The 26,910-nt window shown below is 54.7% G+C and carries 29 protein-coding genes and 4 pseudogenes; 16 read left to right on the plus strand and 17 right to left on the minus strand.

Annotated features, from left to right (window positions below; genetic code table 11):
• The 6 genes from ACQZ63_RS26940 to ACQZ63_RS26965 are packed head-to-tail and all read left to right on the plus strand — an operon-like array spanning window position 1 to window position 6,496.
• A complete protein-coding gene (locus ACQZ63_RS26940) occupies window positions 1–1,665 on the plus strand; it encodes a dipeptide ABC transporter ATP-binding protein (protein ID WP_448799583.1) in 1,665 nt (554 codons plus the stop codon).
• A complete protein-coding gene (locus ACQZ63_RS26945) occupies window positions 1,662–3,224 on the plus strand; it encodes a serine hydrolase domain-containing protein (RefSeq protein ID WP_448799584.1) in 1,563 nt (520 codons plus the stop codon). The genes ACQZ63_RS26940 and ACQZ63_RS26945 overlap by 4 nt, the downstream gene beginning before the upstream one ends.
• Window positions 3,211–4,068, plus strand: coding sequence for a creatininase family protein (locus ACQZ63_RS26950; protein WP_448799585.1), 858 nt, complete (start codon window positions 3,211–3,213; stop codon window positions 4,066–4,068). Before ACQZ63_RS26945 ends, ACQZ63_RS26950 begins: the two co-directional genes overlap by 14 nt.
• Window positions 4,061–4,759, plus strand: a complete 699-nt coding sequence (locus tag ACQZ63_RS26955; RefSeq protein ID WP_111790935.1) for an RraA family protein — start codon at window positions 4,061–4,063, stop codon at window positions 4,757–4,759. Before ACQZ63_RS26950 ends, ACQZ63_RS26955 begins: the two co-directional genes overlap by 8 nt.
• The gene (locus ACQZ63_RS26960) at window positions 4,756–5,649 is read left to right on the plus strand and encodes an N-formylglutamate amidohydrolase (RefSeq protein WP_448799586.1); all 894 of its coding nucleotides are present in this window, start codon (window positions 4,756–4,758) and stop codon (window positions 5,647–5,649) included. Before ACQZ63_RS26955 ends, ACQZ63_RS26960 begins: the two co-directional genes overlap by 4 nt.
• Window positions 5,650–5,662: 13 nt before the next feature.
• On the plus strand, window positions 5,663–6,496 hold the full coding sequence (locus ACQZ63_RS26965; protein WP_448799587.1) for an alpha/beta hydrolase: 834 nt from the start codon (window positions 5,663–5,665) through the stop codon (window positions 6,494–6,496).
• Between the two features lie 35 nt (window positions 6,497–6,531).
• Here the strand turns inward: ACQZ63_RS26965 and ACQZ63_RS26970 are convergent, their stop codons facing one another.
• From ACQZ63_RS26970 to ACQZ63_RS27010, 9 genes are all read right to left on the minus strand, one after another.
• Entirely contained in the window at window positions 6,532–7,410 is an 879-nt protein-coding gene (locus tag ACQZ63_RS26970) for a sucrase ferredoxin (protein ID WP_236771461.1), read from the minus strand.
• 6 nt (window positions 7,411–7,416) lie between these two features.
• Window positions 7,417–8,355: a GntR family transcriptional regulator gene (locus ACQZ63_RS26975; protein WP_111796710.1), complete on the minus strand. Its 939-nt coding sequence runs from the start codon at window positions 8,353–8,355 to the stop codon at window positions 7,417–7,419.
• A gap of 428 nt (window positions 8,356–8,783) precedes the next feature.
• Entirely contained in the window at window positions 8,784–8,999 is a 216-nt protein-coding gene (locus tag ACQZ63_RS26980) for a hypothetical protein (RefSeq protein ID WP_065659437.1), read from the minus strand.
• A 664-nt stretch (window positions 9,000–9,663) separates the two neighbouring features.
• Complete coding sequence (locus ACQZ63_RS26985; RefSeq protein ID WP_013762458.1) at window positions 9,664–10,323, minus strand: outer membrane protein; 660 nt, start codon at window positions 10,321–10,323, stop codon at window positions 9,664–9,666.
• Window positions 10,324–10,529: 206 nt separating this feature from the next.
• The gene (locus tag ACQZ63_RS26990; protein ID WP_065662358.1) at window positions 10,530–10,913 is read right to left on the minus strand and encodes an ester cyclase; all 384 of its coding nucleotides are present in this window, start codon (window positions 10,911–10,913) and stop codon (window positions 10,530–10,532) included.
• A 70-nt stretch (window positions 10,914–10,983) separates the two neighbouring features.
• Window positions 10,984–11,604 carry a histidine phosphatase family protein gene (locus tag ACQZ63_RS26995; RefSeq protein ID WP_065659440.1) on the minus strand — a complete coding sequence of 207 codons (621 nt, stop codon included), beginning with the start codon at window positions 11,602–11,604 and terminating at the stop codon, window positions 10,984–10,986.
• Window positions 11,582–12,151: an AAA family ATPase gene (locus ACQZ63_RS27000; RefSeq protein ID WP_448799588.1), complete on the minus strand. Its 570-nt coding sequence runs from the start codon at window positions 12,149–12,151 to the stop codon at window positions 11,582–11,584. Before ACQZ63_RS27000 ends, ACQZ63_RS26995 begins: the two co-directional genes overlap by 23 nt.
• Window positions 12,152–12,263: 112 nt before the next feature.
• Window positions 12,264–12,392, minus strand: coding sequence for a hypothetical protein (locus ACQZ63_RS27005; protein ID WP_003518932.1), 129 nt, complete (start codon window positions 12,390–12,392; stop codon window positions 12,264–12,266).
• Window positions 12,393–12,515: 123 nt separating this feature from the next.
• Window positions 12,516–12,836 (minus strand): hypothetical protein, encoded by a 321-nt coding sequence (locus ACQZ63_RS27010; RefSeq protein ID WP_112154995.1) that lies wholly within the window; start codon window positions 12,834–12,836, stop codon window positions 12,516–12,518.
• Window positions 12,837–13,257: 421 nt separating this feature from the next.
• Between ACQZ63_RS27010 and ACQZ63_RS27015 the strand changes: the two genes are divergently transcribed.
• The 5 genes and pseudogenes from ACQZ63_RS27015 to ACQZ63_RS27035 form a co-directional block, all read left to right on the plus strand.
• On the plus strand, window positions 13,258–13,530 hold the full coding sequence (locus ACQZ63_RS27015) for a helix-turn-helix domain-containing protein (protein ID WP_013762465.1): 273 nt from the start codon (window positions 13,258–13,260) through the stop codon (window positions 13,528–13,530).
• Window positions 13,527–13,805: pseudogene (locus tag ACQZ63_RS27020) on the plus strand (HipA N-terminal domain-containing protein); the annotation flags it as partial. The gene ACQZ63_RS27015 and the pseudogene ACQZ63_RS27020, both read left to right, overlap by 4 nt.
• A gap of 187 nt (window positions 13,806–13,992) precedes the next feature.
• Window positions 13,993–14,853 (plus strand): annotated as a pseudogene (tnpC, locus tag ACQZ63_RS27025) (IS66 family transposase); the annotation flags it as partial.
• A complete protein-coding gene (locus ACQZ63_RS27030) occupies window positions 14,853–15,158 on the plus strand; it encodes a hypothetical protein (protein ID WP_035209878.1) in 306 nt (101 codons plus the stop codon). The pseudogene tnpC and the gene ACQZ63_RS27030, both read left to right, overlap by 1 nt.
• 100 nt (window positions 15,159–15,258) lie before the next feature.
• Window positions 15,259–15,911, plus strand: a pseudogene (locus ACQZ63_RS27035) (transposase); the annotation flags it as partial.
• Window positions 15,912–16,111: 200 nt separating this feature from the next.
• Here ACQZ63_RS27035 and ACQZ63_RS27040 read toward each other — a convergent pair.
• From ACQZ63_RS27040 to ACQZ63_RS27055, 4 genes are all read right to left on the minus strand, one after another.
• Window positions 16,112–17,347 (minus strand): MFS transporter, encoded by a 1,236-nt coding sequence (locus ACQZ63_RS27040; protein WP_448799589.1) that lies wholly within the window; start codon window positions 17,345–17,347, stop codon window positions 16,112–16,114.
• Window positions 17,348–17,434: 87 nt separating this feature from the next.
• Window positions 17,435–18,424 (minus strand): hypothetical protein, encoded by a 990-nt coding sequence (locus ACQZ63_RS27045; protein ID WP_112651467.1) that lies wholly within the window; start codon window positions 18,422–18,424, stop codon window positions 17,435–17,437.
• Between the two features lie 434 nt (window positions 18,425–18,858).
• On the minus strand, window positions 18,859–19,773 hold the full coding sequence (locus ACQZ63_RS27050; protein ID WP_162647877.1) for a hypothetical protein: 915 nt from the start codon (window positions 19,771–19,773) through the stop codon (window positions 18,859–18,861).
• Window positions 19,774–19,792: 19 nt separating this feature from the next.
• On the minus strand, window positions 19,793–20,104 hold the full coding sequence (locus ACQZ63_RS27055; protein ID WP_174012494.1) for a hypothetical protein: 312 nt from the start codon (window positions 20,102–20,104) through the stop codon (window positions 19,793–19,795).
• Between the two features lie 768 nt (window positions 20,105–20,872).
• Here ACQZ63_RS27055 and ACQZ63_RS27060 point away from each other — a divergent pair.
• Window positions 20,873–21,967: a helix-turn-helix transcriptional regulator gene (locus ACQZ63_RS27060; protein ID WP_112154988.1), complete on the plus strand. Its 1,095-nt coding sequence runs from the start codon at window positions 20,873–20,875 to the stop codon at window positions 21,965–21,967.
• 73 nt (window positions 21,968–22,040) lie between these two features.
• Here ACQZ63_RS27060 and ACQZ63_RS27065 read toward each other — a convergent pair whose 3' ends face one another.
• Window positions 22,041–22,304: a hypothetical protein gene (locus ACQZ63_RS27065; protein WP_162706810.1), complete on the minus strand. Its 264-nt coding sequence runs from the start codon at window positions 22,302–22,304 to the stop codon at window positions 22,041–22,043.
• 296 nt (window positions 22,305–22,600) lie between these two features.
• On the opposite strand from ACQZ63_RS27065, the gene ACQZ63_RS27070 reads away from it, so the two are divergent.
• Window positions 22,601–22,726, plus strand: coding sequence for a hypothetical protein (locus ACQZ63_RS27070; RefSeq protein ID WP_255610345.1), 126 nt, complete (start codon window positions 22,601–22,603; stop codon window positions 22,724–22,726).
• 612 nt (window positions 22,727–23,338) lie between these two features.
• Window positions 23,339–23,611: a type II toxin-antitoxin system Phd/YefM family antitoxin gene (locus ACQZ63_RS27075; protein WP_112154986.1), complete on the plus strand. Its 273-nt coding sequence runs from the start codon at window positions 23,339–23,341 to the stop codon at window positions 23,609–23,611.
• Window positions 23,612–23,701: 90 nt separating this feature from the next.
• On the opposite strand, the pseudogene ACQZ63_RS27080 reads toward ACQZ63_RS27075, so the two are convergent.
• Window positions 23,702–23,779 (minus strand): annotated as a pseudogene (locus tag ACQZ63_RS27080) (transcriptional regulator); the annotation flags it as partial.
• Between the two features lie 336 nt (window positions 23,780–24,115).
• Between ACQZ63_RS27080 and ACQZ63_RS27085 the strand changes: the two are divergent.
• Window positions 24,116–24,388 (plus strand): helix-turn-helix domain-containing protein, encoded by a 273-nt coding sequence (locus tag ACQZ63_RS27085; RefSeq protein ID WP_448799591.1) that lies wholly within the window; start codon window positions 24,116–24,118, stop codon window positions 24,386–24,388.
• Window positions 24,385–25,650: a type II toxin-antitoxin system HipA family toxin gene (locus ACQZ63_RS27090; RefSeq protein WP_013762472.1), complete on the plus strand. Its 1,266-nt coding sequence runs from the start codon at window positions 24,385–24,387 to the stop codon at window positions 25,648–25,650. The genes ACQZ63_RS27085 and ACQZ63_RS27090 overlap by 4 nt, the downstream gene beginning before the upstream one ends.
• Window positions 25,651–25,697: 47 nt before the next feature.
• On the opposite strand, the gene ACQZ63_RS27095 is transcribed toward ACQZ63_RS27090, so the two are convergent.
• Window positions 25,698–26,102 (minus strand): hypothetical protein, encoded by a 405-nt coding sequence (locus ACQZ63_RS27095; RefSeq protein ID WP_080865033.1) that lies wholly within the window; start codon window positions 26,100–26,102, stop codon window positions 25,698–25,700.
• A gap of 46 nt (window positions 26,103–26,148) precedes the next feature.
• Window positions 26,149–26,367 (minus strand): hypothetical protein, encoded by a 219-nt coding sequence (locus tag ACQZ63_RS27100; RefSeq protein WP_038493340.1) that lies wholly within the window; start codon window positions 26,365–26,367, stop codon window positions 26,149–26,151.
• Window positions 26,368–26,910 lie beyond the last annotated feature (543 nt).

Raw genomic sequence — 26,910 nt, forward strand, 5'->3', positions numbered from 1 at the left:
ATGAAACAGCCTCTTATTCAGGTCGAAAATCTTAGCCTTTCCGTAAACGGTATTGATGACCACGGTATCGTAAGCGATGTTTCGTTCAGCGTTGGTGCGGGTGAAATCGTCGGTATTGTCGGCGAAAGCGGTTCGGGAAAAACCATGGTGGCACGTAGTCTCATGGGTCTCCAGCCACCCGCTATCTCCATCTCGGGCGGCGATATCCGTTTTGAAGGCCGCTCTGTACCATCAATGAAAGGTAAGGAAATCCGCGCATTGCGTGGCTCCCGGCTGGGCATGGTGTTTCAGGAACCAATGACCTCGCTCAATCCGTCGATGACCATTGGCAAGCAGCTTGAAGAGCCACTGAAACTTCACACACGGCTGGACGCCGCTGCACGGCGCGCCAAAATTCTTGAAATTTTGCGGCGGGTCGGCATTCACGATCCCGAAGGTGCGTTGCTGGCATTCCCGCATCATTTTTCAGGCGGCATGCGCCAACGCATGATGCTGGCATCTGCCATGCTGCTGCGACCATCCCTGCTGATTGCGGACGAGCCGACGACAGCGCTTGACGCGCTGGTACAGCGCGAGGTGCTGGAACTGATGCTCGAGATGGTGCGGAGTGAAAACACGGCACTGTTGATGATCAGCCACGACCTGCCCATGGTGGCGCGCTACTGCGACCGCGTCATCGTCATGCGGCAGGGGGAAATTGTCGAGCAGGGTCGGGTTGCGGACATCATTTCCAATCCACGCCATTACTACACACGCGAATTGCTGCAATCCATGCCGATGCGTGGGCCGTTGAGAGACATTGATCCGCAATCAAAGCCCGTCATGGAAGTGCGCGGCATTGAGGTCACATACAGTGCCCGTGCAGGTTTTATGGCGCCGCGAAAGACCAAAAAGGCTTTGCATGGTGTCGACCTTGTCGTGCGGCCGGGTGAAATCGTGGCGCTGGTCGGTGCCTCCGGTTCCGGCAAGACAACACTTGGCCGTTGTATTGCCGGGCTGGTGCCTGCCTCTGCCGGCCGCATTTTCTTCGCCGACGAAGAGGTGAAGCCGGATTCGCCCGTGTGGCGCAACTACCGTCTCAATTGCCAGATGATCTTCCAGGACCCGTTCGGCTCGCTCGATCCGCGCATGAAAACATGCGATATCGTGGCGGAAGCCTTGCGTCACGACACCACATCGACGCGGGAAGAAAAGCTGTACCGCACCCGCACCATTCTGGAAGAAGTGGGGCTCGACGGGCGTTATTCTGACCGGTTCCCGCACGAGCTTTCCGGCGGCCAGCGTCAGCGCGTGGCAATTGCGCGTGCCATTGTCGGACGGCCGCAGTTCGTGATCGCTGATGAGGCGGTGTCGGCACTTGACGTTACTGTGCGTGCCAGAGTGCTGGAACTGCTGGCTGATCTTCAAAAACGATATGGTTTTTCGTGCCTGTTTATCAGCCATGACCTCGGTGTGGTCGAACAGCTCGCCGACCGGGTGGTGGTGATGCGTGATGGCGCTATCGTTGAGCAAGGCAATCGCGACGACATTTTTGATGCTCCGCAGTCGGAATATACTCGGGCCTTGCTGTCGGCCATTCCAACACTAACCCGCACCGAAACCGGCGTTTCGCTGAACTGGCGTTTCGCAGAAACGGAAAAACAGCAGGCGGACGCATTGCAATGAAATTGACAGCAGTAACTACGGATCTGCCAGGGGCAACACCCGCCTCGCGGGGCACAGACCCAGCGATAATCCTCGCCATGCTAGACGAGATCGAACGTCACGATCTCGAACTGCATAGCCTTCTCGTCTGGCAGGATGGTGCACTCATCACCAGCGCTTACTGGGCACCTTATTCACTTGCCCGCCCGCATATGATGCATTCCGTGACCAAAAGTTTTACCTCCATGGCTGTTGGTTTGGCCGTGTCGGATGGTCTGCTGTCGATCGATGATGCGGTGCTGCAATTTTTCCCTGACTATGCAGGACCGGTCGACGATAACCTGCGGGCCATGAAGGTACGGCATCTGCTGACTATGACCAGCGGTCATGGCCGCGGCATTTCTGGAGGCTCCTGGCGGCGGGTGCTTTCAAGCTGGGTGGAGGATTTCCTGCGCCAGCCCACACCCCACAATCCTGGAGAAGTTTTTGTCTACGACAGTGCTGCAAGCTACATGCTGTCAGCCATCGTGCAGCAGGTCACGGGACGGATGATCGCGGATTATCTCTCTGAGCGGATATTCCAGCCGATGGGCATGTCTACGAATATGACATGGGACACAGGCACTGACGGCGTCAACACCGGCGGCAATGGCCTCAGTTGCACCAGTGAGGACATGCTGAAGCTGGGCATACTGCACTTGCAGGGCGGTGAATGGCAGGGCCGACAGCTTCTGCCCCGGCAATGGGTGCAGGCCGCAACCGGCATGCAGATCCGGGACGTGGTACTCGGTGTTTTCACAGGAGACCACTATCTCGGCCCGGACGAAGTCGGAGATGGTCAAAAGGTTAGCCGGCGTGAAGGCTACGGATATCAATGGTGGCGTGGCCCCCATAACAGTTTTTCCGCCAATGGCCTGTTTGGCCAATATTGTATCGTCCTGCCGGAAGAAAATGCCGTCTTAGCATTTACCGGCGGGTTGGACGACAGTGATCGCCGTGTCCATCAGCTTATTTATGACGTGCTGCGTCCAGCACTCGGCAAAGGCGGTGGCACCCCTGAGAGCGCCGAGAAACTGGACGCACGTCTGGCTGGATTGCGGCTAAAAAATTTTGCAGACATGGCGTTTTCGGCGGAAAAAGTGCCGTGCGGCACATGGATGGTCGAACCCAACGATCAAGCTATCGAAAGCATCGCTCTTGCCGCCAACAATAACGAACTGAGTGTCACTCTTCGCGATGCGGATGGTGAACATCAAGTACGGGCAGGATGCGGTTTTTACATTGAAACTGTTACCACAATACCCGGCGCAAGGCTGCACCATTCCTACCAGCCAGTCGGCGGATTGAGGGTCTTGGCCTCGGCCCGGCTTCTTGAAAATGACGGTGCCGACACGGTTCTGGAAATGGATTGGATATTCGTTGAAACGGCGTTTCGCGATACTGTTCGCTTACGCTTTACAGACGGCTCGATGATCCTTTCGAGGCGGGTAAATGTCAATTCATCCGAGCTTGAATTTCCTGACATCAAGGGGCAACTGCTGGAGCAGCATGCAAGGGAGAAACAGCATGGTCGACAATGAACCGGTTGCGATTTCTCACATGACGCATGAGACATTTGCGCAGCGTATGAAACGCCCCGCAGTCATTCTCATTCCGCTTGCTTCGCAGGAAGAGCAGGGGCCGCACGCGCCGATGGGTGATTTCATGCTGACCGAACGGCTAGCGGAAATGAGCGCCCGGGCGGGGGACGGGGTGACAGCGCCTGTGCTGCCGTTTGGCCATGCTGAATTTTTCCGGGCGATAGCCGGTGGAATTCAATTGCGTGCTGCGACGTTCACCGCTGTGCTTGAGGATATCCTGACCTCCTTCCTTGATCACGGTTATGAACAGCTGCTGATTTTCAATGGTCACACAACGAATGCACCGCTGATCGATCAGGTTTGCCGCAAGTTGCGCCGTGAAAAAGGGGTGCTGATACCGGCACTGAACATTTGGCAGAGCTTGCCGGATGGCCTGTGGAAGACACTTTACGGTGATGACGCCGCGCGCGCGCGCGGTCACGGCGGTGAACCGATGACTTCGGTCTATATGCATCTTTTTCCCGAACTGGTTCGAACAGAGGCGATGCGCGATCCCGCGCCGCGTGGCAGCGTGTTCGGTCTGCCCGTTGGTGGTGTCTCTGCCACTCGTTTCGAGGGAATACCGGTCCAGATACCGCTTGACTGCACCGAGGTCGATCCGGCCGGTATGCTCGGTGGTCGGGCCTCATTGGCAAGTGCTGAAAATGGTCAGGTGATTTGTGGCCATATAGTTGGCCATACTGCGCGGTTGATGCGCCATCTCGCCGGTTTCGATCCACGAAATGCCGTACAGCCTTTTGAGGCATCTGTCGCAGGGCCGTCGCAAGGAGAAAGCCATGACTGAATTACGTATCGGTGCAATGCCGGTTACGCCTCCCCAGGTGGTTATCGAGGCGTTGCAGCAGATTGAAACGGCCAGTGTCGGGCATCTGCGTCATACCGGTTTCATGACCGGTTCTATTCAAGCGGTCTTGCCGCAGCAACAGGCCCGTGCCGGTGTTGCCGTCACGCTCGCCATTCCCGCCATGTGCTCGACGCTGTTGCATTACGCGCTAAGCCAGGTGCGCCCCGGCGACATGCTGGTAATTGATCGGTTGGGTGACAGCCGCCATGCCTGCCTTGGCGGTGCGGTTGCACGGGCTGCGCGCATGGCAGGTGTTGCCGGTGTCATCATTGACGGACCGTGTACCGATGTCGCGGAAATCATCGCCGAAGGGCTGCCCGTCTGGTGCCGCGGTGTTTCGTCTGTCACCACCCGCCAGCTTGATCTTGGTGGCACATTCAATCGACCGATCGCCTGTGGTGGTGTGCCGGTTTTGCCGGGCGATATCGTATTGGCGGATGCTTCCGGCGTGGTGGTGCTGCCCGCGGATGAGGCGGCAGACATAGCTGATATCTGCATAGCCCGTGAGACACGTGTTGCCCGCACCATGCAGCGGTTGCTCGATGGCGAAAAGCTCGGTGACATCACCCGCGCGGTGGACAAGGTGAACGCGCGCCTCAAGCCAGGCGCAACGGAAGGAACACAAAAATGACCCCGCTCTATGGCCAGTTGCAAGATATAACGCTGGAGGGCGTACTTTCGGTGATTGCACCCCGCACGCCTCTGGCTCCGATGGTGTTTGACAGCCCCCATAGCGGTCTGGACATGCCTAGGGGATTCCACCCTGCTGTTTCCGCAGAGCGAGTGAGAGTAGCCGCAGACACCCATATCGATGATCTGTTTTCGTCGGCATGTGATGTCGGTGCGCCGTTACTGAGCGCGCGTTTTCCCCGCAGTTTTCTCGATGTGAACCGGTCCTTGCTCGATATGGACACCCAGCTTGTGGACGGTGATTGGCCTCATCCAGTGCGTGAAAGCGCAACGGCGAAACGCGGCATGGGGTTGATGTGGCGTTACGCCTGGGGCGATGAGCCAATGTATGCGGCACCCATGAGTGTGGCGGAAGCTGAGACGCGGATCGTCACCTACTGGCAGCCCTACCATGAACATTTGGCTGGCCTGCTGAATGCCGTCTACAGCCGGTTTGGCCGTGTTTATCACATCAACTGCCATTCGATGACCGCCGTTGGCCATGCGATTTCGTCTGATCCGGCGGGAACGGTGCGGGCAGATATTTGCCTTGGCGATTTGCACGGCGGGTCAGCCTCCAGCGAATTTATAGCGCTGATCACCGAAACTCTTGAAGCGCACGGGCTGGTCGTTGCGCTCAACAAGCCTTTTCGTGGGGCGGAACTGGTTACAGCCTATTCGAATCCCGCCCTTCAACGCCACAGTGTGCAGTTTGAAATTAACCGCAAGCTCTACATGGACGAGGCAACTCGCGAGCGTAACGATGGTTACGAGGCATTAAAGGGCGTGCTTGCCCGTATGAACCGCGTGCTGGCTGATTACGCCAGCCAGCAACCACCGAAAAAACTTTAAAGGGAATTGTCTCATGTTCGTCCAGCAAAAGGCCGTGCCACTCAATTTTTATCGCCGTGGCCGCACACCGATCTTTGCTTCGCGCATGGATCAGCGCTTTTCGTGGTGCTGCTATATTCCCGAAGGATATGATCCGGCCGGTGAAACCGTGCATCCGCTTGCCGTCCTTGTTCATGGCAGCCTGCGCGACGCTGATATCCTGCGCGACGAATTCATCGACTTTGCCGAACAGCATCAATGCGTCCTGCTGGCACCGCTTTTCCCGGCGGGTATTGATGATGCTGATGATCTGCACAATTACAAACACTTGATCTATCAAGGTATTCGTTACGATCTTGTTCTGCTGGACATGATTGATGAGATGGCGACGCGTTACCGTGTCGAGAAGGAAAAGGTGTTGATGCACGGCTTTTCCGGTGGTGCGCAATTTGCCCATCGTTTTTTCTATCTTCACCCGCGCCGACTTCGTGCCGTTTCGGTGGGTGCACCCGGCACCGTCACGCTTCCCGATGATCGCGCCAATTGGTGGGTCGGTTTGAACGGCATGGAAGAGATATTCGGCCAGCCCATTGATATCGACGCGATGCGTCAGGTGGCCGTGCAGCTGGTGATCGGTGACGCGGATGTCGAAACCTGGGATGTCACCGTCGGGCCAAAATCACCCTTCTGGATGGAGGGCATAAATGATAGCGGTGAAACCCGCGTTGAGCGTTTGCGCGCCTTGGAAAAGGGCCTGAAGGCGGTTGGTGTCGAACCGCGTTTCGATAGGGTTGCCGGCATCAGCCATAATGGCACCGGTATTCAGCCGCCCGTCAAGGCATTCTTCTCGGCAGTTCTCGAAGGCTGAGAAACTATCAGCTTGGCCGGAGACTACGACGTCGATCAGTCTTCGGGCCGAACAGATGTGGCGACCCATCGCGCCACATTTTTTGTGCCCTCGGGTTCACCAATCGTGACGCAGCGTGTGTTGACCGCAAACTCGGGTCTGTCAACGGTTACAGTGGCGTGTTGCGTGCCGATCGTTGCGCAGAAATGAACTTGGTCGGCGTTGGAAATGCCGCTCTCCGTCTTATGAAGTGTCACCGCCCCTGTTGTGCCGCGCTGTCCTGCCCATTCCAGCAGCGCGATTTCCGCCGTCTGTGCAGGCGCGTCGTAGGAGGGGTTGCCGCGATAGGCGGGAAGGTAGGGAGTGCCCTGTTCAAGGCAGGTGAGAAAATCGCCAACCTGCGATGGCTCTAGTCGGCTATAGCGGGCTCTGTGCGGCAAAACGACAAGTGAGGCTGCAAAACGGCATCCGCCGAGATGGGTGGATTGCAGGATACGGAAGCGACTTGGATTTGCTGCCTGTCGCAGGGCCTTCCATGTCGCAAAGCCGTAACGGGCGCAGCAAGGGTCCTGCTTGCCATCGGTGCAGCACACGATGGTCATGCGTGGGTCATGTGTACCGTCAAGCACGCCTCCACCGGCAATATGCAGCAGCAGCCGTTCGGCTTCCGCAGGTGTCACATGGTCTCTGACAATACCCTGATGCGTGAACCCAACGTCGTCGCCATCCACCAACGCAACGTGAATGCCCGCCGCATTTGCAGCCAAAATTGCCTGCCCGAGCCCTTCTGGCATATTGTGCGATTTGATCCGTGGCACACGCCATTCACCGCGCGGCCAGTGCAGCAGCACATAGCTTTTTGACGATGGGCCAAGTCCCGACGCCGGTTCGCCGCGCTCAGTACACAGGTCACGACAAAAGATACGTGCAGCCATCTGCGATCAATCCCCGAGGCGGGCAGGGTGCGCCTCGCCACTGACGGAAGAACGGCTGAGATGGCGGAAGAGGATGGCCGAAGCCAGCTTTCGGTCATCGCTTTTGATGGCTTCGAGGATTGCCAGGTGGTCTCGCGCCGCCTTGCGTACGCCAGCTTCACTCAGTTCAGCAAATTCCGCATATTCCGTCATGCGCCGCAGGCTGTTTTGGCGGTGGATCGCCTGTTCGAGAAAGCGGTTGTTTGCCCAGGAAACCACGGTTTCGTGGAAGCGGGCATTTGCCTCAAACCAGGCCGATCCTTCAATCGATGCCAATGGGGCGTTAAGCAAAGCCGTCTGTTCACTTTCCAGCGCCAGCAGCATCTCCATGTCCACCCGGAATGTATCTTCCATTACGGCGCCGCATTCGATGATGGCGCGGAAGGCGTAACTTTCATTGACCGCCTGACGGTTGTCTAGGCATTCGGCAAAACGCCAGCCGTGCCCGTCACGCCGTTCTGCAAGTCCTTCAGCAGACAGGCGCATGAGCGTGCGGCGCACGACGCCGCGTGACGTGCCGAAGTGTTCCAGCAATTCTGTTTCGGACGCTTCGCTGCCAATCAGACCGTTTGCTCTCGCATGCATAATCTGCCGGTACAGCACATCCATCCCAGATGGGGGCACAACTTCTTCAAAGCGATCATCGCCGGTTGGCACTCGCACCAACACAAAACCACGATTATCGGTTTGCGCTAGAAGACCCTTTTCAGAAAGGAATTGCAGTACCTGTCGAACTGGCGTACGCGAGATGCCGAATTCGCGGGCGAGAGCCGCATCCGAGATCTTCCCACCGATTGGCCACTTACCCGCACGGACAATTGGTATCAGTTTTCGAACAACTTCAATCTGTAAAGGACTAAGAGCGCCGTTCGCAACACTCTTTGAGCCTAGGATGCCACTTCTCATAGCCACTTATTACACGCCCAATCTATAAAATGATTTATGCGTCATCATAATACAAATCGACTGTCAATCTGAAGCGAATAATTGGTTGTAAGCCACGTTTCGTCGCCTTTACATTTCGCGAAATCATATAGTCGCTTGGAGGGTTAATTCTAATGCCGGACTGGACGCCATATCGACTTGTACATAGATCAGGCAACTGAATGAAATGAGCGCGGTTATGGGGAGATTTTATCACCCTCGTTAGCCGTCAACTACACCCAACTCGAAGTATGGCGTCAACGATGAACGGTAGCCGCAGGAATCGCGTGTTGCGAGCCCCCGCAACCAATATTCCAAAATCCCCTGGCATCAGCCGCGGAGGTTTCGCGGTATGGGCATAAGCACAATGCTCACACAAACGGGTCCTTAATTCGCCACAACGACGGGCCTCAGTCAGCAGCCAGATATTCAACCGAGCGAAATTCTTGACTGCGCAAGTGCGCCAGGTCTTCATCCAGTTGGCTAAGTCGCATCATATGTGCGGTGATCTGTAATGAGATGATGTGCCGGTCGTCTATAGAGAAACGTTCCCACCTCTTGAGATTGTCGATGACCTCAATGAGGTCGAGACGTTCTTGTTCAAGTTTCTCCAAATTCCAGATCATCGCAGCCGGCCTCCCGATTTGACTTGCGTGAAACGTAGCATGGCCGGATCGGTTCAAACCGATAAGATTTAGCGTAAATTTTATCTAAATCGCAAGTTGCTCCAAGCTGCGGTTGGCGTGCTTGAGCAAATCCAGGGGATCCGTCAGCTAGCCACCGCGCTTGGTCGCGAATAGTGTCGTCGTCGAACGCATGGAACAGGCTTGTACCGATCCAATGCCTCCAGGGAACACCCGCATCATCCGCGGAAACTTGCCGCGCGGCAACGGGAGCTCGAGGTGCGGCTGAAAGTGCTGCTTGGCACATGGATTCTCAACCAACTGCAAAAAAGCCGGCGGATGGAATGGATGCTCAGATGCTGCTCCACTTACTGCGGTGTAAGCTGACACAGATGGCGCTGTGTGATGCCGATCGTGCACTGCTTGGGGATTTGCTCAAAGGGGAAATCGTGGGTGAGGCTGGCTGATCGTTTGCTGGAGGGAGAAGGACCGTGTCCGGTCGCGTCCGGGTTCTGGTCGGCATGTTCAGTCATTGTGGTGGCATTGCGACTGGCCAACAGGTGGCCCGTACTTGCCCACCCCTGTTTGTCGCTTCCCGCCTTCGGAAAAGGGACAAGAAAAAAGCCCGGCACAATGGCCGGGCTTTTGCTGTTGCTGTCCGGGTGAATCAGAATTTTACGCCGAGGCCGACGCGTATTGCATGCTGGTCGACATCTGCATTGATTGCAGCGCCGCCGAAATCGAAATCCTTGTCGCCGAAATCGGTGTAACGATACTCAACGCGTCCGAACACCATGTCGGTAAACGCGTAGTCGAGACCAACGCCGACGGTGTAGCCGTTGAACGTTTCCTTCACGTCGGCAATGCCCGGAACTTCCGCGTAGCCGCGAGCATAAGCCCAGCCTGCGGTACCATAGACCAGGGCACGGTCAAATGCGTAGCCGACCCGGCCACGAACCGAACCCTGCCAGTCAAACCCGTAGTCAAAGCCCGTGCCAAGGATAGTGGCTGAATCATCGCCCCAGTTCTTTTCGAAGTCTGCTTCGAGGCCAACGACCCAGCTGTTGCCAAGGTCGTAGTTGAAGCCGACGAAACCACCGGCAAGAGCACCGTCGAAGTCTGCGGACGTTTGGCCCGGAAGGCCGACGATCGAAGCGTCATTGTTGTTCCAGCCGTAGCCGGCCTGGACACCGGCGGTAAACCCGGTCCAGCTGAACAGCGGCGCAACGTCTGCTGCCGGGGCTGCAGGAACTTCTGATACGGCATCGGCCGCCATTGCAGTCGATGCCGCAAGCACGAATGCGATAGTCGATACGATTTTCTTCATTGTCTCTGAACTCCCTTACATGAGAGATCATTCATATGCTTTTTTCCTGAAATATGATGTAACCTTTGCGCAACGCCCGCGACCTCAGCAGCTGTCTGCATAAATTGAGGCTGTCCGGCTTCAGCGAGCGTCTCGTGCAATCACACTCTTTCGGCTCATTTTTCTGGCGCTGGCGGGCCACAGATACCTTCGTCCGGTGAAGGCCGTCAGCCGAGCTGGCGCTCAATTGCGGCCTTGTCGATGACCGACCAGACCCTGCGGATTTTTGTCTGTTCGAAGTCGTAGAAAACATGCTCGCAGAACTGAACGCGTCGGCCATTGACCGGAAGGCCCATGAAGGTGGATTTGGGAGTGCAATCGAACGAAAGCCGGGCGCCGATCCGGGGCACGTCGCTGACAAGGATCTCTGCCTGAAACCGAAGGTCTGGAATATCAGCAAAGTCCCTGACCAGCATGTCGCGATAGCCCGACAGCCCTAACGCCCGGCCGTTGTGTTCAACAGTATCGTCGACGAAAGTGCCGAGCTCATCGAAGGCCTGACGGTTGAGGCAGTCGAGATAAGCCAGGTAAATGACGTTAAGTGTATGCATGTGTTTGTCCCCTGTCGACGTGGCGAATGACGTCGTTGGCCCTTGGCTTTCTGGATCATGACGGTGCGGGTCAAGCTGTGATGAGATCGCACCTGCCATCATCCAGTCGGTACAACACATCCTGCGGAACGGGCAGTTCGAGCATCTCCAGCTTCGAAAGTCCGAGAAAAACACCCCGAAGAATCCGCCCGAACAGGCCATGGGAAATGGCGATCGTCGGATGCCGGAGATCCGAGATCCATGACGTCGCGCGCTTGCAGGCGTCTTCAAAACTTTCGCCATCCGGCGCCCTGAAATACCAGTCGAATGCGTTGGATCCTTCAAGGCGCCCAGGAAATTCGGCATCAATCTCAAATCGCGTCATCCCGTCCCAGGATCCAGTGGTGACCTCAACGAGCCTGTCATCTTCGAGATACTGGAGCGTAACCTCGGCCAGGACCCGTTCTGCTGTCTGTCGCACGCGCCCGAGCGGACTGATTTGCATCCGGAAAGACTGCTCATCGTCGCAGAGAGCGTCACGGAGCAGGCGTGCGACTTGATCTGCCTGTTCGATACCGCGCGCGGTCAGCGGCGAATCCTGTTGCCCCTGAAACCGGCCAAGACAGTTCCAGACTGTTTCGCCGTGGCGCAGGAGATAGATTGTCGGGACAGCCACGCTTGCTTCACCTTTATGTTCGTAATCGATTGCCATCGCTCGTGGCATCAATACGGAAACGTGCCGATTGCAGCGCATTGATGACCGCCTGCAAGGCCTGATCCTTGTCCTTGCCCGACAACGATAGTAGATTGTGCTCGAAAGCCCCGAGATTGGCGAACTGGGCATGAAGATCGGCCACGACCAGCGGATCGTGGAGGCTGTCGCCGCCGCGAGCCTGACAGCGTTCGATTGCTTCTGTTACTGTCGTGCGCAGCACGATGTAGTGCAGCGGGCATGCAAGCGCCAGGAAGGCCGGGAGCCAGTCCGGTCGCACGACGCCATCGAGAATGACGAAATAACCCGCCTCGGCATAGCGACATGCGACATCGGCGGCGATCTGCATGATCATGCGGTTTTGTTGATCGGATTCGGGAAGCCAGGGATCGATGCGGCCATGCTTGATGTATCCCCACAGATCATCGCTATGAAAATGAACCTTTGGCACGCCGCACAAGTGCGCAAGGGCTTCGGCGATTGTGGACTTGCCGGAGCCTGGGTGGCCGGAGAGAAGCAGGATATGGCCGCGAAGATCGTCTGTCATGGTCGTTCACTCACCCGGGGCAGGCATTCGGCGGCTGATAGTACGGTCACCGGCCAAAGTTGCCAGGCTGGCTTTTCTTGTCCTCGCCGGTAGACGGGTGAAAGAACCCGCCCTATCTGGCAAAGGTTGTCACCAGGTATGCGGACGCCAGAAGCAGGCTGACGATTGTGAAGAATATCAGGGCCGCCGCCAGTTCATCAAACATGCCTTCGCGTTCATTGCGATTCCAGTCGTAAGCCAAAGCCAACCTCCATCGTTGTTGTGAGAGGAGGGTGGTCGCGTATGGTTAACGAAAACCTAAAATCATTAAGCTGAATTTCGCCGGTACGAAGTGCCATTGACGGCGGGAAGATGGCACATGGCGTCAACCGGCGGGTTCGGAGAAGCTGACTCCGGTGTTGCTGTCGAGGACGATATGCAGGTCCCGGATCATGCCGGCTGCCTGCAGCAGGGCGTTTCGCACGTCGTCGTCGCTGCGCCATCCGTGTTCGATGGACAGGGCGACGGTGTGGATGTCGACGACACTGTCGCGACCGGGACCGGAGGGGATTCCGATCGTTTCGCGCATGTCGCGGATTGTCGTTACCGCCCGTTCAAGCATGCGGCGCTTCTGATAGTCGTCGAGGTTCTCGAGCCTGTTGGCGTCGCGGACGAGTTCGGCAATAAAACTGTTGGTCAGGGTCATGGTATAAGGTTGCCGGGTCGACCAGGCGGCGTCAACTGAGAACCGGCAGCGTGGGCTTCGGGCTGCGGTTTTAAGGTGTTGGCGTGATGCCAGTGCATCAGGGCCCAACGCGCGGCGAAATGGATTATACCGTTTATCATTGTGATGCTTATGGTTATATATCATATAATTAAGTTGTTTTTCGGATGTAAAACATTAATACGATGGTAATGGCCGGTGTATCAATTTATCGGGCAATGATGATTAAACAATAGGCCCGTGAGACGAGGCAAATACCCTGGCTCCTGCCAGGTGCGATCCCACAGAGATTCCCGATCAGGATGATCTGGCGCGATCAAGTGTAAGACTTACCGATCGGGAAGCGTTTCCATGATTCTTCGGAAAACTTCCTGTACGGTAAGTCAAGCTATGGAGGTTGACGATGTTCAGGTCCGCGCGTGATTTCGGCGCTGCTATCAAGGAGAGACGCAAAGCACTTGGCTGGACGCAAACCGGTCTTGCTGCCCGTTCCGGAACGGGGGAACGCTTCATCGTCGAGCTTGAATCGGGCAAGCCGAGTTGCCAGCTCGAAAAAGCCCTGATCGTCGCACGCGCAGTTGGAATCGATCTTGGCGATCTCAAGACGGTCCAGACTGTGCAAGTCGCGTCGGACGATGACCTCGGCTTTTTGCCGATGTTTGGTGCTGATCAATGACAAACATCTACTACGAGACCTTGCCTGTCGCCCATCTGACTTTTGAAGGCGAATGGCGGTTGGACTATGATCCGGGCTGGGAAGCACGCCGCCCGGCCTTTCCGGTGTCGCTTACCATGCCGCTGCGTTCCGGATCCGTAGGTGCAGCGAAGCTGCTTCCCTGGCTTGCCAATCTGCTTCCGGAAACCCATCTTGCCGAGATCGGTCAGCGCCTCAAGGTTTCCCCGCAAGATATTGTCGGTCTACTTGCTCATATAGGACGTGACACGGCGGGGGCACTGTCGATCGGGGAGCCGCGGAAAGCTGGCGTCAACCTCCTGCCGGTGCCGGAGGAGCAGGCGCCGGAGCGTATTCTCAATGAACTTCCTGCCAAACCCTTTCTGGTCGGAGAGCGCGGTGTTTCTATGTCCCTGGCGGGCGTTCAAGAGAAGCTGCCGGATTTCAGTTCCGGTCGACGGGCTGATTTTGCTGATCAGAGCGCATATCGCGGCCGTCGATCGGATCCATACCGACGACACTCCGGTCGATGTTCTCCACCCTGGACGAGGAAAGACCAAGACCGGGAGGGTCTGGGCCTACGTCTTCGATGGGAGTGGCTATCAAGATCCCCGGCCCGGAGCGATCGCTTATTATTACAGCCCTGACCGCAAGGGGGTGCACCCGGCTGAACATCTTTCCAACTTCAGTGGCGTGATGCACGCGGACGGGTATGCTGGTTACAACAAGCTCTACGGCAATCAGATCATAGAGGCTGCCTGCATGGCGCATGTACGCCGCAAATTCCATGACGTGATCAAACTCAAGCCATCACCGATCGCGCAGGAAGCGCTGTCGCGCATTGGTGCTCTCTACGATATCGAGGATCGTATCTGTGGTATGTTGCCTGACGAGAGGCGGGATTTGCGCCAGCAGCATGCCAAACCCATCCTGGACGAGCTGAAAGAGTGGATCGAGGATGTCCAGACAACACTGCCACAGAAACAGAAGCTGGCGGAAGCGATGCGGTATGCGCTGTCACGATGGGCAGCATTGAGCGTCTATCTTGATGACGGCCGGGTTGAAATCGACAACAACATAGCTGAGCGTGCCATGCGACCACTGGGAATTGGCCGAAAGAACTGGTTATTTGCGGGCTCCGACAAGGGTGGTGAGCGCATCGCAAATATCCTGAGCATCATCGAAACCGCAAAGCTTCATGGCCACAATCCGGAAGCCTATCTGACCGATGTCCTGGCCCGGATCCAGGATCATCCCAAAGAGCGACTTGAAAATCCGCTGCCTTGGAACTGGACGCCGGCAAACGCTCGGTGCGAGGCTGCCTGATAGCACGCTCGAGGTTCATTTACACACTCAACCAAGTCGCCGGCATGATCGGCGAGAACCTCGAACTGATCGAAGAAGTGACGGCCAACTCGGACAACATCTCCGAAGGCGAACTGGTTTACGTCAGCGATGGCACTGAAGATGGCACGAAGGGTCTGACCGAAAACGGCATCAAAGAACTTCAAAGCCTACTTGCCGACATCAGGACGTGGGACGGCGGTATCCGCGAGTTCCTCATCGACACACAGTGCGATCCTGAAATAATCGACCGCATCATGGCCGATGAGATGAAGCGCGGCCTTTAGATTCCATCTCTCGAAACCCGAAAAATGCTTTCGCCGGACGCTCACAGTTTGAAGGGGTCAGATCACTTATGATCCCTGGTGGGAAGAAGAGGAGAATTCGATGAAGGCCTCGAAGTTTTCGGAAGCGCAGATCGCATTCGTGTGGAAGCAGGCAGAGGATGGCATGCCGATCGGCGAGGTCTGCCGCAAGGCAGGAATTTCGGACGCGACTTTTTACAATTGGCGCAAAAAATACGCGGGTTTGATGCCCTCGGAGATGAAGCGGCTGCGACAGCTTGAGGAAGAGAATGCCAAGCTGAAGCGGATTGTTGCCGACCTGCCGCTGGACAAGGCCATGCTGCAGGATGTGCTTTCAAAAAAGCTTTAAGGCCTGCCCGCAACCGCAAGCTTGTCGACACGATCAAGGCGGACTGGAAGATTTCGATCCGGCGTGCATGCTCGGTGTTGAAAGTCGAACGGTCGCTCTATGTCTACAAGTCCACGCGTAGCGAGCAGGCCGAGTTGAAGCTGAAGATCAAGGACATCTGCCAGACGCGGCTACGCTACGGCTACAGGCGTGTGCATATCCTTATCAAGCGCGATGGCTGGCCCGTGAACCCGAAGCGAATCTATCGTCTTTACAAGGAGATGGACCTCCAGCTCCGCAACAAGGTTCCCAAGCGCCGGGTCAAGGCGAAGCTGCGGGCTGACCGCACGGAGCCGACCCATTCCAACCATGTTTGGGCAATGGATTTCGTTCATGACCAACTGGCCTGTTGATTTGCACTGAGAGCTGACCCGGGATTGCGCGTCATCCTTGACCAGCGAACTCGCGAGGCGGCTCAATTCGGTATGTTGGTCGTAACGCGCCATGGCGACTGCGGGCGAAGGAGCGGCTATCATTTGACCACTAACGCTTACGGGATTGACATTTCATACCAAGACGAGCGTTTCGTTTGGGGCGGGACCTCTTTTTAGTCTGTGCGTTCACGAGAGTCCAAGTAAGCGTCGAGACACAATAGGGCGATGGCGATCACTGATATGAATATTCCCCAAGCGATATAGTAGTAAATAGCGTCTTCAATACCTATCAAGGTCGGCGATATATAAATCGCCATACCCAGCAGGCTGATTATCATCGATGTGGCAGCACGGACCCGACCTATTTCTTCATTTTTCGCCAAAATCAATATGCGACCATCGCAAATCGCTCTGCCCAGTGCGAACATGCCGCCGAGAAGCGCATACAGAGTCACAAGAAGCGGGACGCTTCTGGAAGTTGCAAATGCGACCATTACGATCCCAACCAAAGCCAGAATGACAAGCTCCCAACGGTGAGCAGTGAAAAGCTTTGTTTGAGCAGCCGCAGTCACAAGAATGGCTCCGCCTCCGATTGCCCACGCTGCCTCGAGAAGCCCATATATGTCGCTGCCTCGCCCGAGAGTGTCTTTGACGAACCCCGGTACGAGCACATTTGCCATCTGAGATGCGGAGAAAAACAGGCCAACGTTCAAGATGGTGAATGTTAGAGCCCGTTGACTCCGCATCGCCCGAAGTCCTCTTTTCCACCCTGCGATAACATCATGTGGGTTACGTGAGGGTTCATTTTGATAATCGGGGAAGAAGCGGTTGATGATGATGAATTGAATCGCCATCAGGATGACCATTATTAGGACCGACCATATGGTCGGAAAATAATGGAGCAAAACTCCGCCGAGTCCTGTGCCACTTAAAATACCTAACTGACGGCAGATTGAAACTCGGATCGAGAGTTTCATACGCCGCGACGCGTCTACAGCCAATTGCGTGATGCCGTCCAAAGCACCTGCGTTAAGAACCGTCCCCAGTGAAAATAGGGTGGCGTAAGCAAAGAGCCACGGGGCAGGGGTACTTACCAGCACCCCAACCGTCAAAGCGGCCACGCCCAAAAACCTTAAAGCTTGTCCTCGGCGAATGACGGACAGGCGGTTTTTGCTGTCAACGATCACCCCTGCGTAGATGGAGAAAATGAAAGAAGTCGCGCTGCTAACGAAGAACAACTGTCCGACCAGTGATATCGACCCTTCTACCGCCGCGACCCACGAGGTTACGACAAGGCTGAGTCCGATGGTCGCGAAAGACGCGAATGAGAAAGCCATAATTGCGGCTTCGATTTTCGCAAAATAACGCAGATGCTGAACAAGTCGGGTGGAACGCGTTTGCTTAGCCAAAGTCGCGCCTGTTTTAGAATTCAACAATTGATATTGTTTGCCGACCCACTGGTATCGGCAAACAACGATAGCGAAAAAATCGCCATTTTACTGTATCACATAACCGGTTTTCGCCGCGTCCGTCGATACACTACGAAGGTAGTTTCGAGTTTCTTCATGCCCCAAAATAGGATCCTGAAAAATGTCGCGTGCATGAAAGCCACTTGAATTGTTCAACACGATCATCCGTCGAGATTTTTGTTCGGCCGCATATCTAAAGGGGTTGCGAGCAATAGCAGCTTGGAAAGCCTTCAGGCGCGCGGTGTAATCGTCATCGGCGTTCTCTTTCCCTGCAAACTTCCCATTCATGAAGGTTATGATGCTTCCATCTTCATCCTCGCTGAATATGGCGGTTTTCACCTTGCGCTCGACGACAGAGCCAATTTTGGAGCCACTTTCGCCGTATATCGCAGGAGTGAGATCGAAGGTGAAATCATCATCGAAACCAATTCCTTCAACGTGCTCTTGAAGGTTGTCTATAGATGAGGCCGGAACCCAGTAAAAATTCCCGCAGTTCCGGTAATTGATGAATGTATTGTATATCGAAATGTATCGTGGAACACCTAACGTTTTGCCGTGGATGCGCCCATCTGAATGAAAGTCGAGAATATCGGTGGGAGAGATATGCAAGAGGCCTGCATCGTTAAGGGCCTTGTTGCTCTCATAGGATGCACTGAACATCGTAAAGGGAGTGTGGTTTTCGACGTCCTTAGAAGGCTCCATGAGTACCGTTGTAAGGGCGACCGATACCAACGCGCCCGCTATCGCGTCGTCAGTAAGATCGTCATAAATTGGCGGAACGTCGACAGCGGCAATTCCGCACATCTTGTCAGAGATACGCGCGTTAATTTCCGGAATTAGATCTGAAAAAGAAGCTGCAAACTCATCGGAAAAATGCTGCAGGGTCTGAGTGTCCTTTGTGTCGCCAAGAGATCTCAATTCGCCGTCAATCTCTAGAACTTCACGGCAAAAATGCCGCAATTGCTCACGGTCCAGAACAAAGGAAGGTGCTTCAGCATAAGCGGAATTATGTGACATCAGGAGCTGTCCTTATTCTACGCAACTATGTTGAAAGGAAAGACAGAGAGGGGCCGAAAACGGCCCCTCTCCTCACAATTAAACGGTATCGGTGCATTCCGGGCGCGTCAGGCTGGGCTTTACATCCTTCGCCAAACGCTTCATCGAGACTGTCAAAACGGGTTTGTCGTTCTTGCGATCATCGTTGGTTTGCATCGTATACTCCCTTGTGAGCAAAATCTCTTGCTCGGTTCGGTTTCTAAACAGCCAACCACTGGCTGCGGATTTATCCAACCCGAAGTTTAATTTTTAATCGAGTGCAGGATGTCGGGGGTGCCTTTTCGCCGTGTCGCGAGTTCTTGCGGCCATTTTGTGGCCATGAAAATAGCGTTAAGGGCGCCTTCTGCGTCGTGAGCATACAAGGTGATCAATCACGTGTGCGGCCTAACCAATGGTTATTTTGCTCCGGCGCAAACGCGAGCGCTTTCGCTTTTCCAGCACTGCCCGTCGCGCTTCATTTCGCCCAGTCGCGTGTGGGCGTGCGTTGATCCCGGCGTTTCATTCCACCAGCCGTCGGCGACGTCGCTGTCAATCTCGATGATGGCAAAGTAACCGTTTGCCTCCATCACGAAGCTGCCAGACTCGTTGCTATAGGGCCCCCAGTAGCAGGCACCATCTATTGCTTTGGTCCCGTCGACTTCTAGAACGCAGCCCTTCCGATTTGGAGGCGTTTGCTTCGCCGCAGGATAGTTGCTCGCCTTTTCCGTCTTTGAAGCAGGTTTGTTGAAACATGCCTGAAACTGGGAGAAAGGCGCTACGGCATTGGCAAGGCTAATGGTAACCGTCTTGCCATCAAGGTCGGCGATTTCTAGTTTTTTGCCTTTCTTGCCTTCATCGAGGATTTGCGGTGAGATTTCGTAGAAGCCGTGCCAGCCGAAATAGTCTTCTAGATCGCCATTGGACATTTGGGCCGTCTTGTCGTCGACCTGCCAAGACGCGCGAACAGTGCCGTCAAAGTTTCCATTCTCAACAAACGCAACGAAATCCTTGCCCGGTGCACCCATGAAGCCAACCTGTTTCGATTCCACAAAACACGTATCGCCCCAATCCTCCTCGCGTTGTTCAAAGGTCCAAGGTGATGTTGAGGCGGCGGTGGCAGCGACTGACTTCACTGGTGGGTTTTGAAGCATCACACTGCGGTTTGCAGGCATTTGTGCGGCTGTTCTGGCATCATCACCTGACGGTTGCGCGAATGGCGACGTGGACGAAGCCTGAGGGGCCTTGAACAGTGATTGGCCAAGCCCGGTTAAGGTGGATATGCAGGTATCGAAGCCAGTCCCGAGCGCTATCGCTTCCGTATAGGTCGTCACCGGCACGCGCCATGGTGGCTCATTTCCTTGGAAAGTGATTACCAATTGCGCTGGCTTGTTTGTCTGTTCCCAGAATGGTGGTGACCTTGAAACCACCTCCATCTTCCGCAACGCCCTCAGGAATTTCCCGGTAGAGTTCATCGCCGTTGACCACCTTCGAAATAAACTGAATGTTACCTGCCCATTCGGTGCCAATCCTGACATTCGTTGTCTGGCCAGCCGGAAGGTTCCAGTTCTGTTTGGTGAGGCGCAGCCGTGCGACGATTTTGTCGATGCCGATCAGCGTGTGTTTCGGCGTGGAATATTGACCCCTCGGAAGGCGGATCATCATGCTCGAGCGCTATATTGCGAACACATCGGGACCATGGAGAGGAGCAGTCTTCTTCCTAGCCATGTTCCGGGGGTGAACTCGAATTTTGTTTAAATATGTATTTTGTTATTCAAATACAGATAATTGAGATTGTTTATAAAAGTATTTTGTGAGGCTTATGGCATTTTCTCCGCTGCTGAAGTAGCGCACTCTTGCTACAGGAAACTTGTCGCGCGCGGAATGTCCGCGTCGAGATCCCGATCGATAACGTTATAGTCGTTCTCTGAAAATTCGGCGTTATTTTCTGTTTGCCTGCTGATCCACAGTATGCACTGTGAAATATCGTCGGTTTCGACAACAGGCTCTTGCCTGTCAGGCCCGACCCACATCAACACGTACCGCAATGATAATGCTCCAGCTTGATTACACGGCAAATTTAATATCGAGCTTACCCCAGGTTTGCGTACCCCAATTGGGGTATGTCTGGCTGATCAAGTTCGGGTTTGCTGCAGGACGCTTACTGATGTCGTTAGGTGACGATAAGACGGATCAGAAATGCAACGAGTATCTTGCCGGGGATTGAGCGCGCACATCGGTCCGGACCGTCGTAGAAGCCCCGTTGCGCCTAGAGCGTGCCACATGCTCCAGGTTGATGGCTTCGGGAGGTTGATGAGAAACGGGCGGCTTCCAGCTCGACAAGTGTGTCTTTTCAAGTACGCACGAAAACAACTTCTGGATCTGGTGCTGTATTCTGGCTATACAAATATACTTTGGTGGGTGAGGGGGAAAATGCCGGTTGATATCGCGGTTTTTCATAATCTGCTGAATCGGTTCCAGGATGCAGCGCTGGAGCCCTCGCGTTGGCCCTCGCTTCTGGAGCAGATTGCTGAGGCAACTGGCGCCGGCGGCATCAATGTCATGGCACCGGCAAGCTCCGGCTCGGTCGGAGGTGTTCTTTTCACCGAGAGTTTATCCTCGATCATGGAAGCCTATATCAACGACGGCTGGAACACGCGAGACCACCGGGCGAAATTCATACCGTTGATGAAGCGTAATGGAGTTGTCCTCGAGGAGGATTTCGTCCGTAAAGGTGATCTGGATAATCTCGAATACTATAAATTCATGGCGAAGCATGGATTCCAGCATACAGCAGTCGTCAATTTTTCCTCAGGTGAGGACGATCTGTTTTTCGTTCTGCAACGCAGGCTCGGCGATGGCGGGTTTGGGAACGATGACCGGGTTCACCTCGCTAATCTCAGAACCCACCTTCAGATGTCCGCACGGATCATGGCACTGTTTTCGGCTGGCGACATGAGAGGACGACTGGCCGCGTTTGAGCGTGCAGATGTTGCGTGCGTTTTCTTTGACCATCGTGGTCATGTGGTAGCGGCTAACCAGAAGGCGGATTCGCTTCTCACCGGGGATGTCAGAATAGCGCATGGAAAAATCAGGGCAGCGTCGTCACGGGAGACAGTGGTCTTTGAGACGATGCTGAACAAGGTCATTCGATCGAATGATCTGGCTCACGGCGAAGTCGTGACGTTGACCCGTGGTGAGAAGAGGCCGTTGCTTGCGCGGATCGAAAGGGCTGGGCCAAATTTGCGTGACGTTTTCGCCAGGTCGTACGCGATGGTGCTGTTCGAAGATGTGAGTGATAAGCGTTTCATTTCATATGACGTGCTTCATCATCTGTTTGGGCTGACGCCGTCTGAATGTAAAATTGCGGCACTTCTTGCCGACGGTGCCGACCTGAGAACCGTCGCCGGTCATTGTGGAATTCAATATGAAACGGTTCGTACCCACATTCGGTCAATCCTTCGTAAAACCGGGACCGACCGACAGGCGGAGCTATGTGTCCTGCTTGCTGGCATTCGGCTAGGCTGACACGCAAGGCTACCCCAATATACGGTGCTCGGCCGCATGATGCTGATGCCTGGTTTTTTGCATCGTGCAAAAGTCATTCCAGATCCTGCTTATAGGCCCGTAGCCCCGGATCGCTCAGGCATTGTTGCACGAGCCGCAGGCTTTCGGTGTAGAGAGCCACACCCGCTTTTGCTGTGCCGCAAATGCCGATTGCATTCCGGGCACGTGTTGCAAACGGATGGATCTTCTCACTCATATACGTGTCCGAGCAGATGTCCTTGCCAAGTACCGCGTGTTCGCTTGCGGCGAAAGCAATCAGGGTTACGGCGCTGGTTCGGATGAATTTTTTAAATTGCATGTTTGAAGTCCCCAAGCTGAATTTTCGCATCTGGGAAGCTTGCGTATTGTCCGCGTCCTGGATGTGAGCGGTTAGAGACAAACAAAAAGACGGAGCTGTCGCATTCTCCAATTAGGGTACGATTATGGTGCCCGTTTATGATGGTGTCTGGCGCATCGTCAGCGCATCGGGCGAGGGATATAGCCTTGCGCTGAGGAATGATTCATCCGTTCAGCGAGAGGTTAGAATGAACTGGCGTGTAACTTTTCTTATCCTTATGTCATCACTTTCCGTGTTTCCTTTTTCCGGACAGGCCCATGCACGGTGTGAACTGGCCCCGGCTAACGGTGGCCGATCTTACGGGTGCGGCGGTGGCTCTGCGCAACGACAATCATCTGGAGCTGATGCAGCCGCATTGCTGGGGCTCGGCATTGCTATACTGAACGCTCTACCGGAACCCGAGGACAGACCTGTACAGACATTTCGTCCACGCTCGTCGGATAATATCGATCGGATGAGCCGGGCATTTGGCAGAGCAGGCGCAATTGCCAACGCTGCAAGTACGCCCGATCCCAGACCGTCGGTTCAGAGGCCGATTAAGAATGGCCAGGCACCTTACGCGAATGATGATTGCGTAGCATTTAAACAGCGCAGTCGGGGCAGGATCGATTGGGACTACGTTGACGTCATCAACAAGTGCAATATCCCCGTACAAGTCGTCATGTGCTACTATATGCCCGGAGATGAGCGAAAATGTGCCGGAAAATCAGCTTGGGGTACGACATCAACAATCGGTTCTCGTGGGAAAACCGTAAGCGTCTCGGACACCCGTTCGCACCCATACAAAGTAAAGTACTTCGTATGTGACATGAGCGGTGTGCGCAACAACAGCAAACTGTGCTTGCGACCCACGGTGTGATGTCTCATGGGCAGCGGTTTCTGTACGAGGAGCCGCTGACTGTATTTGATTATGTAATTCAAATTTTTGTATTGAGATATACTACTTAATACTCGGTACGGTTCTTTCTTTTGCACCGGCTCCCGGCGGCTGAGTTATTCTGCCACTTTTTCCAACACGGCTCGAAAAATTTGGAGCCTATCATCACGCTGCAGTCCGCGAGCCCGTCATTATCACCAAGAACGGTCGGCGTCGCACCGTTGTGATTGCCTATGAGGACGATATGCGCCTCGCAAAGCGTGATCGCCGAGTCGAACTTTCGACGACGCTCGGCGACGATGACCTCGCCGCCACTGAAGCATCGCAGATGGAGCCGGGTCTGGAACATCTCAACGCCGAACTGTTGACGGACATGCATTCTGCCGACTGAACCAAAGGTCGGCGGGCTGTTCAGATATTCGCACCTTTGGCATTGGCACGTCGGACTTAGCGGGCAGCGTAGGCTCTCTATTTCCCGCGGGGAATGTTCGACGGATCGAGCAACTCCGCGTATGCTGGATGGACCGATCTTCTGAAGATGTTCAATCAACTCCCACCTTTTGGGGGTAAAGTCATTTTCCTTATAACGGCTTTATATGTGTCGGCTGCCGGATTGCCGCCAGCGGCGGTCTCCGGCGGCGATTGGCTCAGTCAGGTTGCCGTTGCTTATCTGGTGCGGGATGTTTGTTGCTGCAGTTGATGTGGTTTGAGCGTCCGTGCACTCAGTACGATCCTTTCTTTGGCGCTGGCTTCCGGCGGCTAAGTTATGCCGCTACCTTTTCCGGCATGGCTCAAATCACCGACTTGCGATTTATTTAAATGCTATTATATTGGCAGTAATGTCATTTATTTGTATTTGGGTGATAATATGTTAGCATTTAGGATGGCATCCCCGGTGGAAGTTATCAGAGGTTTGGCGGACAGAATGAAGCGCCGACGGATTGAGCATGGATTGACCCAGCGTGAACTGGCTTCGAGATCGAATGTGTCCTACGGATCGTTGAGGCTATTTGAAGAAACCGGGAAAATTTCGCTCGAGAGCCTTGTGAAAATTGCGTTTGCCCTTGAGGCGGAGGCGGAGTTCGAACGCTTGTTTCCAGGTCGGCGGCCGCAGAATATCGATGATGTCATTGATCGTCCTCTCAAGCAGCGTGTGCGCAGGAAATGAAGTTCAAGCCAATCCAGCAGATTAAGGTTTATCTGAATCTCGAAGGGAACGAGAGGAAACTCGGTACCCTCGCCTGGAGTGGCAAGGAACGGAGGGCTTACTTCGAGTACGCGGCGGAGTTTCTGACATCGCCCCTTTTGATTTCTCCATTCCATATGATGGCGGCCACGGGGTTGATTGCGGCGCCTCGCGATCCGTTCGACGGGCTCCATGGGCTATTCAACGACAGCCTGCCTGACGGGTGGGGTCGTCTGTTGCTGGACCGCCGTCTACAGCGAGCGGGCATTGATTACACCCGGCTCACGCCGGTTGACCGTCTCTCGGCGGTGGGCAGAACGGGAATGGGGGCACTCTCATACATTCCGGAATTGCCAGACGATCAGAAACAACAGGCCGTCACTGATCTCGATTGGTTCGCTGATCAGGTGGAGTTGGTACAGACGGAGATGGACATCGCCGACATCGATCGTTTGCAGGGCGCACAGGGCGGATCCGCGGGTGCACGTCCGAAGATTATGATCGGCTTCAACCAAGTGGAAAATACCTGTGTTCTGGACTACGGCCAGCCGTTGGGCGCGGGGTTTGAAAGGTGGATGGTCAAGGCACCTAGTTCCGATGATCCGCGGGAGATTGGCGCTGAAGAAAGAGCCTATGCGCTTATGGCGGTAGCTGCAGGACTGACGATGGCTGACACGCAGCTGTTGGAGACCCGGAAAGGAAGGCGGCTTTTCGCGACGAAACGTTTTGACAGGACACCTACCGGCAGGCTCCACATGCACACGGCAAGCGGCCTGTTGAATGCCAGCCATCGTGAGGCGAGTGTGAACTATGAGCAACTTCACAAGCTGACCCATATGATGACCCGCGACGCTGCGGAAGTCCTCAAGATGTTTCGAAATATGGTGTTCAATGTCTATGCCAGAAATCGCGACGACCATGCTAAAAACCATGCATTTCTTATGGACGGGAATGGTAGGTGGTCTCTGGCACCCGCATACGATCTTACGTTTTCGTCCGGGCCAGGCGGTGAGCACAGCGCTGCAATAGCCGGGGAAGGTAGAACCCCCGGCATGTCTCACCTTTTGGCGGTCTCCAAAGCGGCTTCGATCCCGGATCAATATGCCAGGGAGGTTATAGAGCAGGTTCGAGAGGCCGTAGATCGGTGGCCCCAGTTTGCGGAAGAAGTTCGGCTATCCAGATCCCGTACTGCTGAACTCGACAAATTCCTGAATGGTAATCGGCTGGCTGATCGGCAATTTTAGTGGCCCTTGGCGGCGCTCATCGGTTTAGGTGAACGTCAAGCCGACCCTTACACGCCTTTTATGATGTCGCAGATACCCTTGCGGATGACGTCCTTGTCGGCGATCTGTCCTGCCTGAATGTTGAAAACAGCATCGATCCGGACAGCGGCGCCTTTCTGGCGGGCGACAACGCGCAGCGTCTGAATCCTGCCACTTCCGCTGGTTTCCTGGTGGGCATCGATTGACGACAGTGCCTTGTTGATCTGGATACCTGAGAAACCTTCTGCTGCGACGGCCTGGGCGAGCTTTTGAAGGACAGCGGGTGCTTTGGCTTTCGGTAGTTCCTGAAAGGATTTGTAAGAGACAGCTGTGACCATCGGCACACCTGAGACTGTGAAGTTTTTCTCGCACGATGCTGCGAAGGCCGGGCTGGAGAAGGTGATCAGGCCGAGAACTGCGATGGCATGTTTCATATTGCGTAATCCGGTTGTTGGTGAGGGTTTTCAGCTGTTGGCCGCATCAGAATGTCGACCGTTTTCCTCTGTAGGTTGATGGCGGTGGTAAAGCTTCATGGGCTTGCGCGAGCGTTTCCAGCCATGTTGCGAGGCCATCTGGAACTGTATCGTTGCCGGCTTCCAGCGCCTCGATCCATGAGAGTTCACATTGCAAGGCAGAGGCAATATTGATTGGCGTCCAGCGGATCACCCGCAGGCATTCATTAAAGCGTTCTGGCGACATGATGATTTGTTATGTTCCCCGTATTTTCGCGCAGAGGCTCCCTCACGCAGCCGCGATAGTCAATCATTTTTGCAACTTTTGATAGGCTGAACGATCCGTATTTACCTGTTATTCGATTACATGAGGGGAGCACGCGCTGCAGGGCGTGCAGGCGGAATATTATACCTTCGTAATCGCTATTAATACATATATTTGTATATTTATACTTGATGCCGGGAATGGATTTCCCTTTGGCGAGGGTGAGTGGGTGGCTTGGTTAGGATTGGATCAACTAGAGCGTCGATAAAACATATAATTTATTCAATCGGGCATGAAAAACATATAAATAAGCATAAACCAACCGCATTAAGTGGATTTGATTGGTAAAGCTCGTCTGTTTGTGCGCAGATAATTTTGGACCGCTATAACCATGTGATTTTATATAGGTTTTTACAGTGAGGTGGGTTTATTTATATGGGAAGCGGGAAGGAATCTGATTGGGAAGTGGATTGAAAAGGCGATGAAAACTAGCGGCGATCGATCACAATAACAATATCATGATAT

The sequence above is a fragment of the Agrobacterium sp. CG160-95 genome (genome assembly GCF_053521725.1).